Raw genomic sequence first — 12,179 nt, 5'->3', positions numbered from 1 at the left:
GCATCGCAAAGCAGAAAAGGGAAAGGCCGGCGCAAGCCGGCCTTTCTCGTTTTCCTGGGTAGATCCACGCCATGTGTGGACGAGGAAAGGGGACGGCATGTTCCGCCCGGCGGCGGCGCTGTCGCGTTGGCCTCTTCATCTGACCTGCGTTCCTTGCGAAAAGGAGAGTCTGCCGAGGCACCCTCTATAGTAAAAATGGTCAAGAAGCGCGGCGTAGAAACCTGTACTGGATTTGCGGAGTGTAAGGTGTTGCCTTACACTGATGCTGCATGATCGTCAGCTTCAGGCATAAGGGTCTGAAAGCGCTCTATGAGCGGGGCGATATTTCAGGAGTTCGTGCCGATCATGTGGCTCGGTTGCGGCGTTTGCTTCTGCAGTTGGATCAAGCCCGGCTGCCTGGAGACATGGGGCTGCCCGGAAATCGCCTGCACCCCCTGCGCGGAAGCTACAGCGGCTACTGGGCTGTAAGTGTCTCGGCGAGTTGGCGATTGGTGTTCCGCTTTCGCGGGCTGGACGTCGAACTGGTCGATTACCTTGATTACCACTAGGAGGCCGTTCGATGCCGTTGCATGATCCGCCGCACCCCGGAGAATCGCTGCGCGAAGACATCCTGCCGGCGATCAGCATGTCGATCAGTGCGCTGGCGCAGCATCTTGGCTATTCCCGCGGACAGCTGTCGACCATCATCAACGGGCACGCCGGCATCTCCGCGGAGCTGGCATTCCGCCTCGAGCTTGCGGGTCTGGGCAATGCCCGCATGTGGCTGGCGATGCAGGCGGCATACGATCTGTGGCAAGTCGAGCATCGAGCGCATCCACCCATTGCCCGCCTGTACCTTGAGGATGCAGTGAGGATGGAGCGGTAGATCCACGCCATGCGTGGATGAGCGCCGGTGCGTCGGGCGCGTCTCGGAAGCTGTTTCAGCTGGTACGCGCCAACGCCAGGCGCAGCAGGCGCGCATCCAGGCGCTCTGCGAAATCCTTGGGCGCCTGCAGGCCCATGCGCTGCAGGTACACCGCATCGCCGTCGCCGGCCGGTTGTCGCAGCGCGGCCCAGACCGTGCGCAGCTTGTCGCCCCGGGTCTGCGTGTTGGCCTTCAGCCAGCCCAGTGCCTTCACCAGTACCTGCTCGATCTCGTTGAAGTCGCTGCCGAGCGGGTAGTCCGGCAGGCTGCCATCGGCGCGGAACGGGGCCAGTGCCGCGGCCAATGCCTGCGGCGTATTGCGCTGGAGGCGCTGCGGGTCCGGCTGGGACACCGCCAGAAGCTTGCGCGCGGCCTGCGCCTGCTGCAGCAGGCCACCCTGGAACGGGGCTTCGGCGATCGCGGTCATCGCCTGCACGCAGTCCTCGTCGGTCAGCCCGCGCAGATCGGCGATGCCGTACTCGTTGAGGTAGATGTCGCGCAGGTGGCGTGGGATGGTGGTGTGCCCGTAGTTCCAGCGCACGTTGGATTCGCGGCGCCCCTTGTCATCGCGCGCGGCGCGGAACATCAGCACGCTGCGCGCTTCCGGCAGGGCATGTGCCATCGCCACGAAGTTGTACTGGCCACCCACGCCGGACACCACGCGGCCATCGTCCAGCGCATCCGACACCGCCGCGCCCAGCGCGGTGGCCATCATGCAGGAATTGAAGAAGCGCGCGTGCCGGCGCTGCAGGCGTTCCAGCGTCTCGTTGCCACCGTACAGCTGGTTGATCTCGCTGATGCGGCGCATGCCGATCGCACGGCATTCGTCTTCCGGCAGCGTGCGCAGCCACTCGTAGAACTCCGGGGAGCCCAGGTAGAACGCGCCGTGCAGGTACTCGCCCTCGGCGGCCAGGGTGGCGTGGTCGATGGACAGCGTGCTGCCGTTCTCGATGCGCTGCATCAGCGCCAGGTCGTCGTGCACCTTGCGCTTGATCACCCCAGTCTGCACCAGCCGGCGGAAGCCCTCGTTGAGCATTTCGCTGCAGCCGTACAGGCCGACCTCGAACGGATCCAGCCCGCCGATTTCCTTCACCAGTGGGTGGCTGGCCAGCTGCGGATCCAGCGCGTGCAGCACGCGGCGGTAGCGCGCGTTGTCGGTGTGGCGCAGCACCAGCGCATGGCTGAGCGCATCGGCCAGCGTGCCGATGCCGATCTGCAGGGTGCCGCCGTCGCGGACCAGGGTGCTGGCATACAGGCCGATGGCGTAGTCGGCATCGCCGACCGGCTGCCGCGGCAGGCCGAACAGTGCCGGGTACGGCGGTTGCGGAGTGATCACCAGATCGAAGAACGACACATCGACCGTGGCCGAGCCACCCAGGTAGGGCAGCTGTGGGTCGATCTCGGCGATCAGCAGGGGCCGCGGCAGGCCACGCGCTGCGATGGCATCGAGCGTGTCCTGGGTGATGTCGTTGTTGCACGACAGCGACAGCCGGCGATCATCCGGCCGCATCGCCACCTTCTGCACGATCACCTGCGGCGCGCGCTGGGCGACCGCATCGGCGGCATGGGTGTAGTTCAGGCTGGTATAGCTGGACTGCGCCTGGCGCGAACCGAGCAGAGCGCCGGACTGCATGTAGAACTCTTCCACCTGCACATGTGCCGGTAGCGCGTCGCGTGCGATCGCATCGGCATAGGCCAGGCGCGGGAAATCGTCGCCGAAGTGGCGCTGCGCGAACGGTGCCATGAAGCGCGCTTCCAGGCCGTTGCCACGCGCCTTGGGCGGGTTCAGCGACAGCGCGGTGTAGAGCTGCAACGGCCGCGACGGGTCGTGCTCGACGCGCGCGTACAGGGCATTGAGCAGCCGGTGCGGCTTGCCCAGCGCCAGCGGTGCCCCGATCCGCAACGGCCCGTCCACGCGCGCAAACAACCAGTCGACAGCGGCGTCCAGGTCGGTGAGGTGTTCGGTCATGCGGGGCGGTCCTGCGTGTGGGGGAGTGCTGGCATTACAGCATGTCGGGCTTGAACCGCCGTCGACGCGAGACTTCGGCGCCGGCCACCATGAACTGCCCATCGCCGCGGTAGTGCACCGTGCGCGGCAGCTTCGGCCGTGGCGCTACGTGTGCGTGCACGATTTCCCATATGAACAGGTTGTTCGATGCCACCTGGCTGTCGTCGTACAACCGGCATTCGAAGTTCGAGTGACATTGCCCGACCAGTGGTGCGCCGACCTCGCGTGCGGGCAGCGCGTCAAGCCCGAACCGGGCGAACTTGTCGACCTCGCGACCACTGCAGTTGCCGATGTCCACCACGGTATCGAGCAGCTCCACGCCGGGTACGTTGATCACGCACTCGCCGCTGCCGACGGCCAGTGCATGGCTGTGGTTCTCATTCCACAGGTAGGTTGCGACCAGTGAGGGCGAGAAGCCCATCACCATGTGCCAGCCCATCGTCATCAGGTTGCGCTGGCCGCGCCAGGCGGTGCTGACCAGCACGATCGGGCCGGGTTCGAGGAAGCGGCGGGCCTGCTCGACCGGGAAGTCCTTCTTGGGCAGTGCTTTCATCCGAAGCCTGGGGCGGGAGGAACCGATGCTGGCGCAGCCGGGATGAACCGCGAGTCGAGGGGCTTGACAGGAATGTCGATTACGCGCGTAATCAAACCGTCGATTACGGATGTAAACCATGACCCCGATCAGCGAAGCCGAAGCCGTTGTGATGGAGGTGCTGTGGCAGCAGGCACCGCGCAGTGCCGACGACGTGGTGGCCGCGCTGGCCCATCGCGACTGGGCCGAGCCGACCATCAAGACCCTGCTCAACCGCCTGCTGACCAAGGGCGCGATTGCCGCCGAGCGCGATGGACGACGCTATCTGTACCGGCCGCTGCTGCAGCGCCAGGCCTGGGTGGAGGCGCAGAGCCAGGACTTCATCGGGCGCGTCTTCGAGGGCCGCGTGGCGCCACTGGTGGCGCACTTCAGCGAACGTGGGCAGCTGAGCGCGCAGGACATTGCCGAACTGAAGAAGCTGATCCAGGAGCTGGACCATGACTGAGCTGCTCGACGGACTGTGGCGGGCCAGCCTGTGGCTGGCGGTGGGCGTGCTGCTGCTGGCGGCGCTGCGACCGGTGCTGGTGAGCCTGGGTGGCGCCGGGCTGGCCTATCGCAGCTGGTGGCTGCTGCCGTTGCTGCTGGTGACCTTGCTGCTGCCATTGCCACAGGCTGCAGTGTTGCAGCACGTGCCGACAGTGCCGCTGAAAGTGGTGCCTGGGGCCGTGGATGGACTGACCGGGCAATCACTGCCGTGGACCCTGCTGTTGCTGCTGGCATGGGTGCTGGGGACAGGCATCTGCCTGCTGCGCGACCTGCGTGCGCAGCGCCGTTTCGAACGCAGCATGGGCCCACTGCGTGCGCGTGCCGATGGCAGCTGGCAGGCCAGCGGCGATCCCGGGTTGCCGGCACTGGTCGGCCTGTGGCGACCGCGCATCGTGGTCGGCCCGGCATTCGACCAGCGGTTCACCGCACAGGAGCAGAACCTGATCCTGCAGCACGAGCGCAGCCATCGCCGCCATGGCGACCACTGGGCCAACGGCGCGCTGCTGCTGGTCCGCGCGGTGTTCTGGTTCCACCCGCTGCTGCCGTGGGCCGCACGCCGCTTCCTGCGCGACCAGGAACTGGCCTGCGATGCCCGCACCATCGGCCCGCAGCCTGCGCTGCGGGGCCTCTATGCCAGCACGCTGCTGAAGGCGCAGCTGGTCCACCCGGTTGCGCCAGCGGTCTGCCATTGGCGCAGCCAACCCGTGTTGAAGGAGCGTATCGCCATGTTGAAGCAGTCCAAGCGGAAGGCATTGCCGTGGGTGTCGGGGCAGGTGCTGGTGGTCGGGTTGTGCGTGGGAATGGGCGCGGTGGCGTGGGCCAGCCAGGGCGGTGCGGCCGGTGGCACCCGGATCGGTGTCGAGCCGTTCGAACATGCGCAAGAGGATGCGGCAAAGGCGGGGCTGGACCGTCCCATCCAGGTGGACAAGATGCCGCCACCGTCCTACCCGAAGTCCGCCTTCGAGCAACGCCAGGTAGGCGTGGTCAATCTGCGCATCGAAGTGGATGCACAGGGCCAGCCGACCGATGTGCAGGTGCTCAGTGCGACCAATCCGGGGGTGTTCGACGCCGTCTCCATCGCCGCCGCGCGCAGCTGGACCTATCGCCCCGCGGTGAAGAACGGCAAGGCGGTGGCGGGTGCCGTACGCATTCCGATCACCTACGCCATGGATGACACCGAGGACGCGAAGTGAGGTCCGCGCCGCTGTTGATGATGGCGGCGCTGCTGATGGGGTGTGCAACCCAGGATCGCCTGACCACCGTCGATACCCGCAGCGAGAATGTCGGTCACCAGCGCCTGCGGCCCGATGCGGGGGGAGGGGGCGGCCAGATCCAGCCCTACACGCTGGCCGCCAGCGAAGGCTACCGCATGCCGCAGCTGCATACGGCACCTGACCCGGTGGTGGGCGAGCGCGATCCACGTACGTCGTTGCCGCCGACCACGGTCTGCCTGCAGGTGGTGGTGGATGCGCAGGGCAGCGTTGAGCGCAGCATGCCGCTGACCGACCGCAGCGAATGCAGTGCGGGTCGGGCGCCGGAGAACGCGCCCCTGCTGCAGGCCGCGCAGGAGGCGGTTGCGATGTGGAAGTACTCGTCCGCCGCGGTCTGCCACTTCGCAGCGGGCAAGGTACCTGCCGATCGCGGTGACTGCCGCGGCGCCGAGCGGGTCGAGCCGGTGGCCGTTACCCTGCAGTACGCCTTCACCTTCGAGGTCGTGAAGGGCCAGCATGTGGTGCGTGCACAGGGCCGGTAGTGCCGGGCCATGCGCGACCAGGCAGGCGCCGTCGCCCGCACAGGCGTACAGTGCGGGCGTCACGGCAACGGAAGCTGGGGATGAAGATCTGGACAGTCATGCTGGCCGGGCTTTCCTGTGTACTGGCCGGTTGCACGCCGCATGGGCAGGACAACCACGACCTGGACGCATATCGAAATGGTCCACCGGCCTGCTCGGCCGGCAGCTACCTGGCAGCGCTGGGCGAGCCCGCACGCGTGGCGTATCTGCGGGGAGCGCTGCAGGTCCGCCCGCGACCGCCCTGCATCGCCGAACTGCTCGCCGCCCAGCCGCCGGCCTTCCTGCCGGTTGCACGGCAGGCGATCCTCGATGGGGGAGAGCGCAGTGATCTTTCGCTTCTGGCCGGCGCGGTGGCAATGAAGGTCGATCGCGGCGAAATCACCGCTGCACAGGTGGAGGCGCTGCAGCTGCAGGCGGTCTGTACCGATTCCCCAGGGGCACCGGCGAAATGCGTGGAACAGCTGCAGCGCCTGCGGCAGGCCTTGCAGGAACTGAAGGACCCCTCCTCGCGTGTATTGACGCAGAAGTCGAAGGTACGCCTGTCAGATGCGTCTGCCACCAGGCGGGTGGAAGCCACGCTTGCCATGCGCACGGCCGATGCACCGGCCGCAAGCGGCGTTGCGTGCGGCGGGACCACCGCGCCATGCCGTGAGGTCACGCATCTGGAACTGCGCGTGGACGGCCAGCCGGTTCCCGTGGCGTACTCGGTGTACCGCGATCTCTTCGATCTGCATCGCGGAACCCTGAAGGCAGATGCTGGCGGCGGTGTGCTGGACCTGCAGGGCGGCGACGCATCGGAGAGTTACAACGTGCGCATCCGCTTCGCTGCGCAGCGCGTGCTGTCACGGCAGATGTATGTGGGCACGACGCAGGATGACCTGCTGCAGGAAACCGTCTATCACGAGGTGATCTACGAATGATCAGAGCGCTCGGTACCATCGTCCTGGTGTACCTGGGGCTGCATATGACGCCTTGCCTGGCCATGGAGCGGGACCAGGGCGCCGATATGGTGGTCATCGCAACCCGGTTCATCGCCGTCCTCGACGCGCGTGCCGACACAGCGCGCAATGCAGACGAACCCTTCATCGAAGACCGTGTGATCCCTGCTGTACACGCGATGGTGGAACGCGATGGTGGTCGACTGACGCGGGCGCAGCTGCAGGCACTGATCGATTTCATGATCGTGGCCGATGGCATGGCCAGTGAAGAAATCAGCGAGATGGCTGCGACGCTCTACCGCAGGCAGGGGCCTGCAGTGTGCACCTTGCTGAAGAACACGCCTGCAACCCGCCGCAGCGTCGTCATTGCGCGCATTCGCAGTGGCATTGCGCCCACTGCAGCACGGAACAGCCCTGCAGTGTGCGGGTGATGTCCGGCTCCGGGGCGAAGGCTTACGCCCCGCCCTGGATGTTGGCCTTCACCGCCGGCTGCATCAGCGCCGGCTCGGCCAGCGTGGCATCGCGGGCCTGGCGCACGCTGACGAACTCCGCTTCGGCCACGCCGTCATGCACGTGGATGTTGTGCGCGCGCTGTTCGCCGATGGTGGTTTCGTTGGCGAAATCACGACCGCCCGGACCGTAGTCGTGGCAGACGAATACGCGGGTCGCATCGGGCAGGGCCAGCAGACGCTGGATCGAACGGTACAGCTGCGCGGCATCGCCGCCCGGGAAGTCGCAGCGGGCGGTGCCGCCGTCTGGCATGAACAGCGAGTCGCCGGTGAACAGTGCATCGCCGATCAGGTAGGCGACGCTGTCGCTGGTATGCCCGGGCACGGCGATCACGCGTCCATCCAGTCCGCCAAGGGCGAAGGTTTCGCCATCGCTGAACAGGTGGTCGAAGATGTCATCCGCAGCAGGAAGCCGCAGGCCATAGCGCGGTGCAAACGTCGCCTGCACCGCACGGATGCCTTCGCCGATGGCGAGCGTGGCCTGCGGGAAGCGCTGCTTGAGCCGACGCCCCGCCGACACATGGTCGGCGTGGGCGTGGGTTTCCAGCAGCCAGCGCAGCTGCAGGCCCTGCTGTTCGATGGCCTGCAGCACGTCGCGCAGCGGTGACTCGCTGCTGGCGTCGGTGTCCGGGTCGTAGTCCAGGACCGGGTCGATCAGCGCTGCCTCGCCGCTGGCCGGATCGCTGGCCAGGTAGCTGAAGGTATTGCTGTCACGGTGGAAGAACGACTGCACCTGGACTGACATTGGAACGCTCCTCAGCGCGTGCCGAGCACGCGGTTCAGCAACTGCGCCAGGTTCTCGCCGGCCAGTCGCAGCTGCGCTTCGGCCAGCGGCCGGTAGCGCTCGGTGTATTCATCACCGATCTTACGCGTGGCCGGATAAACGCCAGCTTGCATGGAAATGCGGCAGCTGGCCTCGGCCCAGGCCTGCGGGTCGCGCTGCGGGTTGGACTGGCGTGCCAGCTTCGGCGCGCGCTGGCTCTGCAGCAGCGGCAGGTAGCCGGCATCGTCCAGCTTGCGGGTGTTGAGCATGCCGCTGTCCCACAGCGAGTGCAGGTTCGTACCGCGGTTGCCGAACTGCAGCTGGAAATCGTTGCCGCCCTTGTCATGGGCGTAGCCGGCGTGCATCGGCTGGTGGATGTCACCCACCAGGTGCACGACGAACTTCAGCGCCTGCAGGCGCTCGCCGTCGGTCAGGCTGCGCTCGCCGAGGATGGCACTCTGTGCTTTCAGTGCCTCGACAATGCAGTTGCCGCTCTTGCAGTGCTTCGGTGCTTCGTAGTGGCAGCTGTCTTCGGCGATGTTGACGTAGTGCCAACCGGCCGAGCGACGGCCCAGGCCGGGGTCCTTGGCGCGCAGCTGATCGGCCCAGGGCGCGATGCTGGCCAGGGTGGCGTCTGGCTCGGTGGCCAGCAGACGGTCCACTTCGGCGCGGGCGGCGGGGTTGAGGCGGGCGTCGGCGACTTCGGCAACCAGGCGGTGGCCTTGTGCGCCCCAGGCATGGGCCGGGGCGGAAGCGGACAGCAGGGCCGGCGCCAGGGCGGCGGCGAGGAACAGGGAGTGCAGGGCTTTCATGCGCACATTCTAGCGGGCCTCGGCAGGCCCGGGCTTGATCACGCCTGGTGTTCGCCACGCGGCCTTGATGCGGCGGGCGCTAGGGTGGCCCGTGCACATGCGGGGAGGGGCCGATGGCGATCACGGACAGGCGCATCATGGCCGGGCATCCCGATGACGACGGGTTCGCTGCCGCGTTCGATGCCCAGGTGGTCTGGCGCATGCGCTGGGCCTGCGCCGTGGCCGGGGCGTTCTCGCTGGGCTTTGCCGTGCTCGATACCTACTGGTTGCCGCCGGACGTGCACGCGCCGGTGCTGCGCTGGCGGCTGGGCGTTCTGCTGCCGGCACTGCTGCTCGGCGTCGCGCTGACCTTCGTGCCGGTGCTGCGGCGCCACCTGCAGTGGCTGGGCGGCAGCGTCGTGCTGGTCAGCGGGCTGGCGCTGGTGACCATGATCTGGACCGCGCACCGTGCCGGCGTGGACTACCCCTACGAAGGCATCAGCCTGTTCCTGTTGTTGAACTACTTTCTGTGCGGGCTGCGCTTCGGGGTAGCGACGCTGACCGGAACCCTGATCGCGCTGGCCTTCGTGCTGGCCGAGCTGCAGGTGGGCCGGCACTGGGCGCAGATGCTGCAGAGCGTGATGTTCGTGCTGGCCAGCAACCTGGCCGGCATTGTCGGCAGCTACATTTCCGAACGGCAGGCGCGTGCAACGTGGCGGGCCGAGCAACGCCTGGATGCATTGGCCAACCACGATGGGCTGACCGGACTGCTGAACCGGCGCGCCTTCGATCGCCAGGCCAACCAGATCTTCCAGCGCTATCTGCGTACACCGCATGCGCATGGCGCACTGCGCATCGCCATGATCGATATCGACTACTTCAAGCGCTACAACGACCACCACGGCCATCCCGCCGGTGACACCGTGCTGCATGCGGTGGCGACGACCCTGGCTGCTCAGCTGCGTGGTAGCGACTCGGTGGTGGCGCGCTACGGCGGCGAAGAGTTCGTGGCGCTGGGGCACTGGGCGCCGGGACAACCGGAATCAGCGCCGTTCGAGCAGCTTCGGCAACAGGTGCAGGCGCTGGCGATCGCACATGCCGATTCGGATGCGGCCCCGGTGGTGAGCGTGAGCATCGGTGTGGCACGCTGGCATGACGATGGTGGCGATACGCTGGAACAGGCATTGGCGCGGGCCGATGCAGCGCTGTACCGCGCCAAGGAAGGCGGCCGCAACCGGGTGGAAGTGGCGCCGGATCAATAATCGACTGAAAGCGAGCCGTGCTCGGCTGCTCTTCTTCGGGTACCTGCGCGCTCCGCGCGATAGCCGAGCATGGCTCGGCTCTGCAGATGAGCGCGCCTCTGCATGCTTTCCAAAAAAAAGCCCCGGCAAAGACCGGGGCAACATGCTGCGAGGGTTTTGCGTTCAGCGGGGGAGCGGGGGGAAGCCCCCGCGCCCGGCACACGCTTAGAACTTGAAGACGTACGACGCGCCGTAGACCAGCGGATCGATGTTGACTGTGCCGATCTTCTCGCCGTTCAACTTCACCTTGCTGTCGATGTCGATCCAGCGCATGTCCACGCGCAGGGCGACCTTCTCGCCGATCGCGAAGTCGATGCCGGCATGCGCGGCCAGGCCCCACGAATCCTGCAGCTTCAGCTTGCTGCCGGCCAATGCGCCGGTGGTGTCTTCGCTGAAGAAGGTCGTGTAGTTCACGCCGGCGCCGACGAACGGCGAGACCTTGCCCTTGCTGTTGAAGTGGTACTGCAGGGTCACCACCGGCGGCAGCTGCTTGGTGCTGCCCACGCGGCCCAGGCCGTTGATGTTGATGTCGTGCTTGAACGGCAGCGCGGCCAGCACTTCGATGCCCAGGTTGTCGGCGATGAAGTACTCGCCGGTGATGGTCGGCTTGACGTCGTTGTCGACGTCGACCTTCAGGGTGTGGCCGGCCAGCCAGCCGTTGTTCGACTTCGGCGCCACCTGGTGGACGCCGGCCGAGACGGTCCAGTCACCCTTGGACTGGGCCATGGCCGGGGCGGCGGCGAGGGTCAGGGCGGCGGCCAGGCCGGCCAGGATCAGGGGGGAGGTCTTGCGCATGGGGGTGATCTCGTTGCTGGGTGGATGGCGACAGTCTCGGCCTCACGCCGCGCTAACGCTTTGATCCGGATCAAATCCTGTCCGCCCGCCCTCTGGCGCGGCGGCTGGCCCACGGTGGCCAGCCCCGGTTTGCTAGACTTGTGGGCCCTATCCATCCCGCCGCACCCGTCGCGGCCGCAGGAGCTTGAGAACATGGCAATCAAGGTTGGTATCAACGGTTTCGGTCGCATCGGGCGTAACGTCCTGCGCTCGGCGGTGCTGAACTTCGGCGACGACATCGAAATCGTGGCCATCAACGATCTGCTGGAGCCGGATTACCTGGCGTACATGCTCAAGTACGACTCCGTGCACGGCCGCTTCAAGGCCGACGTGGCCGTGCAGGGCAACGACCTGCTGGTGAACGGCAAGAAGATCCGCCTGACCCAGGAACGCGACCCGGCCAACCTGAAGTGGGACGAAGTCGGCGCCGACGTGGTGCTGGAAGCCACCGGCCTGTTCCTGACCAAGGAAACCGCGCAGAAGCACATCGATGCGGGCGCGAAGAAGGTCATCATGTCGGCCCCGTCGAAGGACGACACGCCGATGTTCGTGTTCGGCGTGAACGACAAGACCTACGCCGGCCAGGCCATCATTTCCAACGCGTCGTGCACCACCAACTGCCTGGCCCCGCTGGCCAAGGTCATCAACGACAAGTGGGGCATCAAGCGTGGCCTGATGACCACCGTGCATGCGGCCACCGCCACCCAGAAGACCGTCGACGGCCCGTCCAACAAGGACTGGCGCGGCGGCCGTGGCATCCTGGAAAACATCATTCCGTCGTCCACCGGTGCGGCCAAGGCCGTCGGCGTGGTCATCCCGGAACTGAACAAGAAGCTGACCGGCATGAGCTTCCGTGTGCCGACCTCCGACGTGTCGGTGGTCGACCTGACCGTCGAGCTGGAAAAGGAAGCCACCTACGCCGAGATCTGCGCCGAAGTGAAGGCACAGAGCGAAGGCGCGCTGAAGGGCATCCTGGGCTACACCGAAGACAAGGTGGTGGCCACCGATTTCGTCGGTGAAACCCACACCTCGGTGTTCGACGCCGACGCCGGCATCGCCCTGGACGGCACCTTCGTCAAGCTCGTGTCGTGGTACGACAACGAGTGGGGCTATTCCAACAAGTGCCTGGAAATGGCCAAGGTTGTCGCCGCCAAGTAAGGCCGGCGAAGATCGCACGCGGACCCCGGCCTGGCCGGGGTTCGTCGTTTATGGGGCCGGCCCTGTCGTAGCATGGCCCGGTCGACCGCTGCCGCTGGGGCGC

14 protein-coding genes are annotated in these 12,179 nt (G+C 66.7%); 9 read left to right on the top strand and 5 right to left on the bottom strand.

The window, feature by feature from the left end; genetic code table 11:
- Positions 1-269: 269 nt before the first annotated feature.
- A complete protein-coding gene (locus QP512_RS16260) occupies positions 270-548 on the top strand; it encodes a type II toxin-antitoxin system RelE/ParE family toxin (RefSeq protein ID WP_032962148.1) in 279 nt (92 codons plus the stop codon).
- A gap of 11 nt (positions 549-559) precedes the next feature.
- Positions 560-865, top strand: a complete 306-nt coding sequence (locus tag QP512_RS16255) for a HigA family addiction module antitoxin (RefSeq protein WP_286069673.1) — start codon at positions 560-562, stop codon at positions 863-865.
- A gap of 55 nt (positions 866-920) precedes the next feature.
- Here QP512_RS16255 and QP512_RS16250 read toward each other — a convergent pair whose 3' ends face one another.
- Positions 921-2,873 carry an acetyl-CoA hydrolase/transferase C-terminal domain-containing protein gene (locus tag QP512_RS16250; protein WP_286069672.1) on the bottom strand — a complete coding sequence of 651 codons (1,953 nt, stop codon included), beginning with the start codon at positions 2,871-2,873 and terminating at the stop codon, positions 921-923.
- A 34-nt stretch (positions 2,874-2,907) separates the two neighbouring features.
- Positions 2,908-3,465 (bottom strand): flavin reductase family protein, encoded by a 558-nt coding sequence (locus QP512_RS16245; protein WP_021203685.1) that lies wholly within the window; start codon positions 3,463-3,465, stop codon positions 2,908-2,910.
- Between the two features lie 118 nt (positions 3,466-3,583).
- Here QP512_RS16245 and QP512_RS16240 point away from each other — a divergent pair, with 118 nt between their 5' ends.
- From QP512_RS16240 to QP512_RS16220, 5 genes are all read left to right on the top strand, one after another.
- A complete protein-coding gene (locus tag QP512_RS16240; protein WP_010484077.1) occupies positions 3,584-3,949 on the top strand; it encodes a BlaI/MecI/CopY family transcriptional regulator in 366 nt (121 codons plus the stop codon).
- Entirely contained in the window at positions 3,942-5,183 is a 1,242-nt protein-coding gene (locus QP512_RS16235; protein ID WP_286069671.1) for a TonB family protein, read from the top strand. Before QP512_RS16240 ends, QP512_RS16235 begins: the two co-directional genes overlap by 8 nt.
- Positions 5,180-5,743: a hypothetical protein gene (locus QP512_RS16230; RefSeq protein ID WP_286069670.1), complete on the top strand. Its 564-nt coding sequence runs from the start codon at positions 5,180-5,182 to the stop codon at positions 5,741-5,743. The genes QP512_RS16235 and QP512_RS16230 overlap by 4 nt, the downstream gene beginning before the upstream one ends.
- Positions 5,744-5,823: 80 nt before the next feature.
- Positions 5,824-6,702 (top strand): hypothetical protein, encoded by an 879-nt coding sequence (locus QP512_RS16225; RefSeq protein ID WP_286069669.1) that lies wholly within the window; start codon positions 5,824-5,826, stop codon positions 6,700-6,702.
- The gene (locus QP512_RS16220) at positions 6,699-7,151 is read left to right on the top strand and encodes a hypothetical protein (RefSeq protein ID WP_286069668.1); all 453 of its coding nucleotides are present in this window, start codon (positions 6,699-6,701) and stop codon (positions 7,149-7,151) included. Before QP512_RS16225 ends, QP512_RS16220 begins: the two co-directional genes overlap by 4 nt.
- 22 nt (positions 7,152-7,173) lie before the next feature.
- Here QP512_RS16220 and QP512_RS16215 read toward each other — a convergent pair whose 3' ends face one another.
- Positions 7,174-7,974: an MBL fold metallo-hydrolase gene (locus tag QP512_RS16215; protein WP_286069667.1), complete on the bottom strand. Its 801-nt coding sequence runs from the start codon at positions 7,972-7,974 to the stop codon at positions 7,174-7,176.
- An 11-nt stretch (positions 7,975-7,985) separates the two neighbouring features.
- Positions 7,986-8,804, bottom strand: a complete 819-nt coding sequence (locus tag QP512_RS16210; protein ID WP_286069666.1) for a S1/P1 nuclease — start codon at positions 8,802-8,804, stop codon at positions 7,986-7,988.
- Between the two features lie 113 nt (positions 8,805-8,917).
- Here QP512_RS16210 and QP512_RS16205 point away from each other — a divergent pair, with 113 nt between their 5' ends.
- Positions 8,918-10,045, top strand: a complete 1,128-nt coding sequence (locus QP512_RS16205) for a GGDEF domain-containing protein (RefSeq protein WP_286069665.1) — start codon at positions 8,918-8,920, stop codon at positions 10,043-10,045.
- A gap of 204 nt (positions 10,046-10,249) precedes the next feature.
- On the opposite strand, the gene QP512_RS16200 is transcribed toward QP512_RS16205, so the two are convergent.
- A complete protein-coding gene (locus QP512_RS16200; RefSeq protein WP_286069664.1) occupies positions 10,250-10,879 on the bottom strand; it encodes an OmpW family outer membrane protein in 630 nt (209 codons plus the stop codon).
- A gap of 192 nt (positions 10,880-11,071) precedes the next feature.
- Between QP512_RS16200 and gap the strand changes: the two genes are divergently transcribed.
- On the top strand, positions 11,072-12,076 hold the full coding sequence (gene gap, locus QP512_RS16195) for a type I glyceraldehyde-3-phosphate dehydrogenase (protein ID WP_019660012.1): 1,005 nt from the start codon (positions 11,072-11,074) through the stop codon (positions 12,074-12,076).
- Positions 12,077-12,179 lie beyond the last annotated feature (103 nt).

This window comes from Stenotrophomonas sp. 57, from assembly GCF_030291075.1.
In the GTDB taxonomy this organism is placed as follows: Bacteria; Pseudomonadota; Gammaproteobacteria; order Xanthomonadales; family Xanthomonadaceae; genus Stenotrophomonas.
The sequence above is the reverse complement of the archived record's forward strand: the minus strand, read 5'-3'. Positions and strand labels throughout refer to the sequence as shown.

Bases quoted from the DNA above. Each gene is read 5' to 3' on its own strand.
- QP512_RS16260 (WP_032962148.1), top strand. From the start codon at position 270: ATGATCGTCAGCTTCAGGCATAAGGGTCTGAAAGCGCTCTATGAGCGG.
- QP512_RS16255 (WP_286069673.1), top strand. From the start codon at position 560: ATGCCGTTGCATGATCCGCCGCACCCCGGAGAATCGCTGCGCGAAGAC.
- QP512_RS16250 (WP_286069672.1), bottom strand. From the start codon at position 2,873: ATGACCGAACACCTCACCGACCTGGACGCCGCTGTCGACTGGTTGTTT.
- QP512_RS16245 (WP_021203685.1), bottom strand. From the start codon at position 3,465: ATGAAAGCACTGCCCAAGAAGGACTTCCCGGTCGAGCAGGCCCGCCGC.
- QP512_RS16240 (WP_010484077.1), top strand. From the start codon at position 3,584: ATGACCCCGATCAGCGAAGCCGAAGCCGTTGTGATGGAGGTGCTGTGG.
- QP512_RS16235 (WP_286069671.1), top strand. From the start codon at position 3,942: ATGACTGAGCTGCTCGACGGACTGTGGCGGGCCAGCCTGTGGCTGGCG.
- QP512_RS16225 (WP_286069669.1), top strand. From the start codon at position 5,824: ATGAAGATCTGGACAGTCATGCTGGCCGGGCTTTCCTGTGTACTGGCC.
- QP512_RS16220 (WP_286069668.1), top strand. From the start codon at position 6,699: ATGATCAGAGCGCTCGGTACCATCGTCCTGGTGTACCTGGGGCTGCAT.
- QP512_RS16215 (WP_286069667.1), bottom strand. From the start codon at position 7,974: ATGTCAGTCCAGGTGCAGTCGTTCTTCCACCGTGACAGCAATACCTTC.
- QP512_RS16210 (WP_286069666.1), bottom strand. From the start codon at position 8,804: ATGAAAGCCCTGCACTCCCTGTTCCTCGCCGCCGCCCTGGCGCCGGCC.
- QP512_RS16205 (WP_286069665.1), top strand. From the start codon at position 8,918: ATGGCGATCACGGACAGGCGCATCATGGCCGGGCATCCCGATGACGAC.
- QP512_RS16200 (WP_286069664.1), bottom strand. From the start codon at position 10,879: ATGCGCAAGACCTCCCCCCTGATCCTGGCCGGCCTGGCCGCCGCCCTG.
- gap (WP_019660012.1), top strand. From the start codon at position 11,072: ATGGCAATCAAGGTTGGTATCAACGGTTTCGGTCGCATCGGGCGTAAC.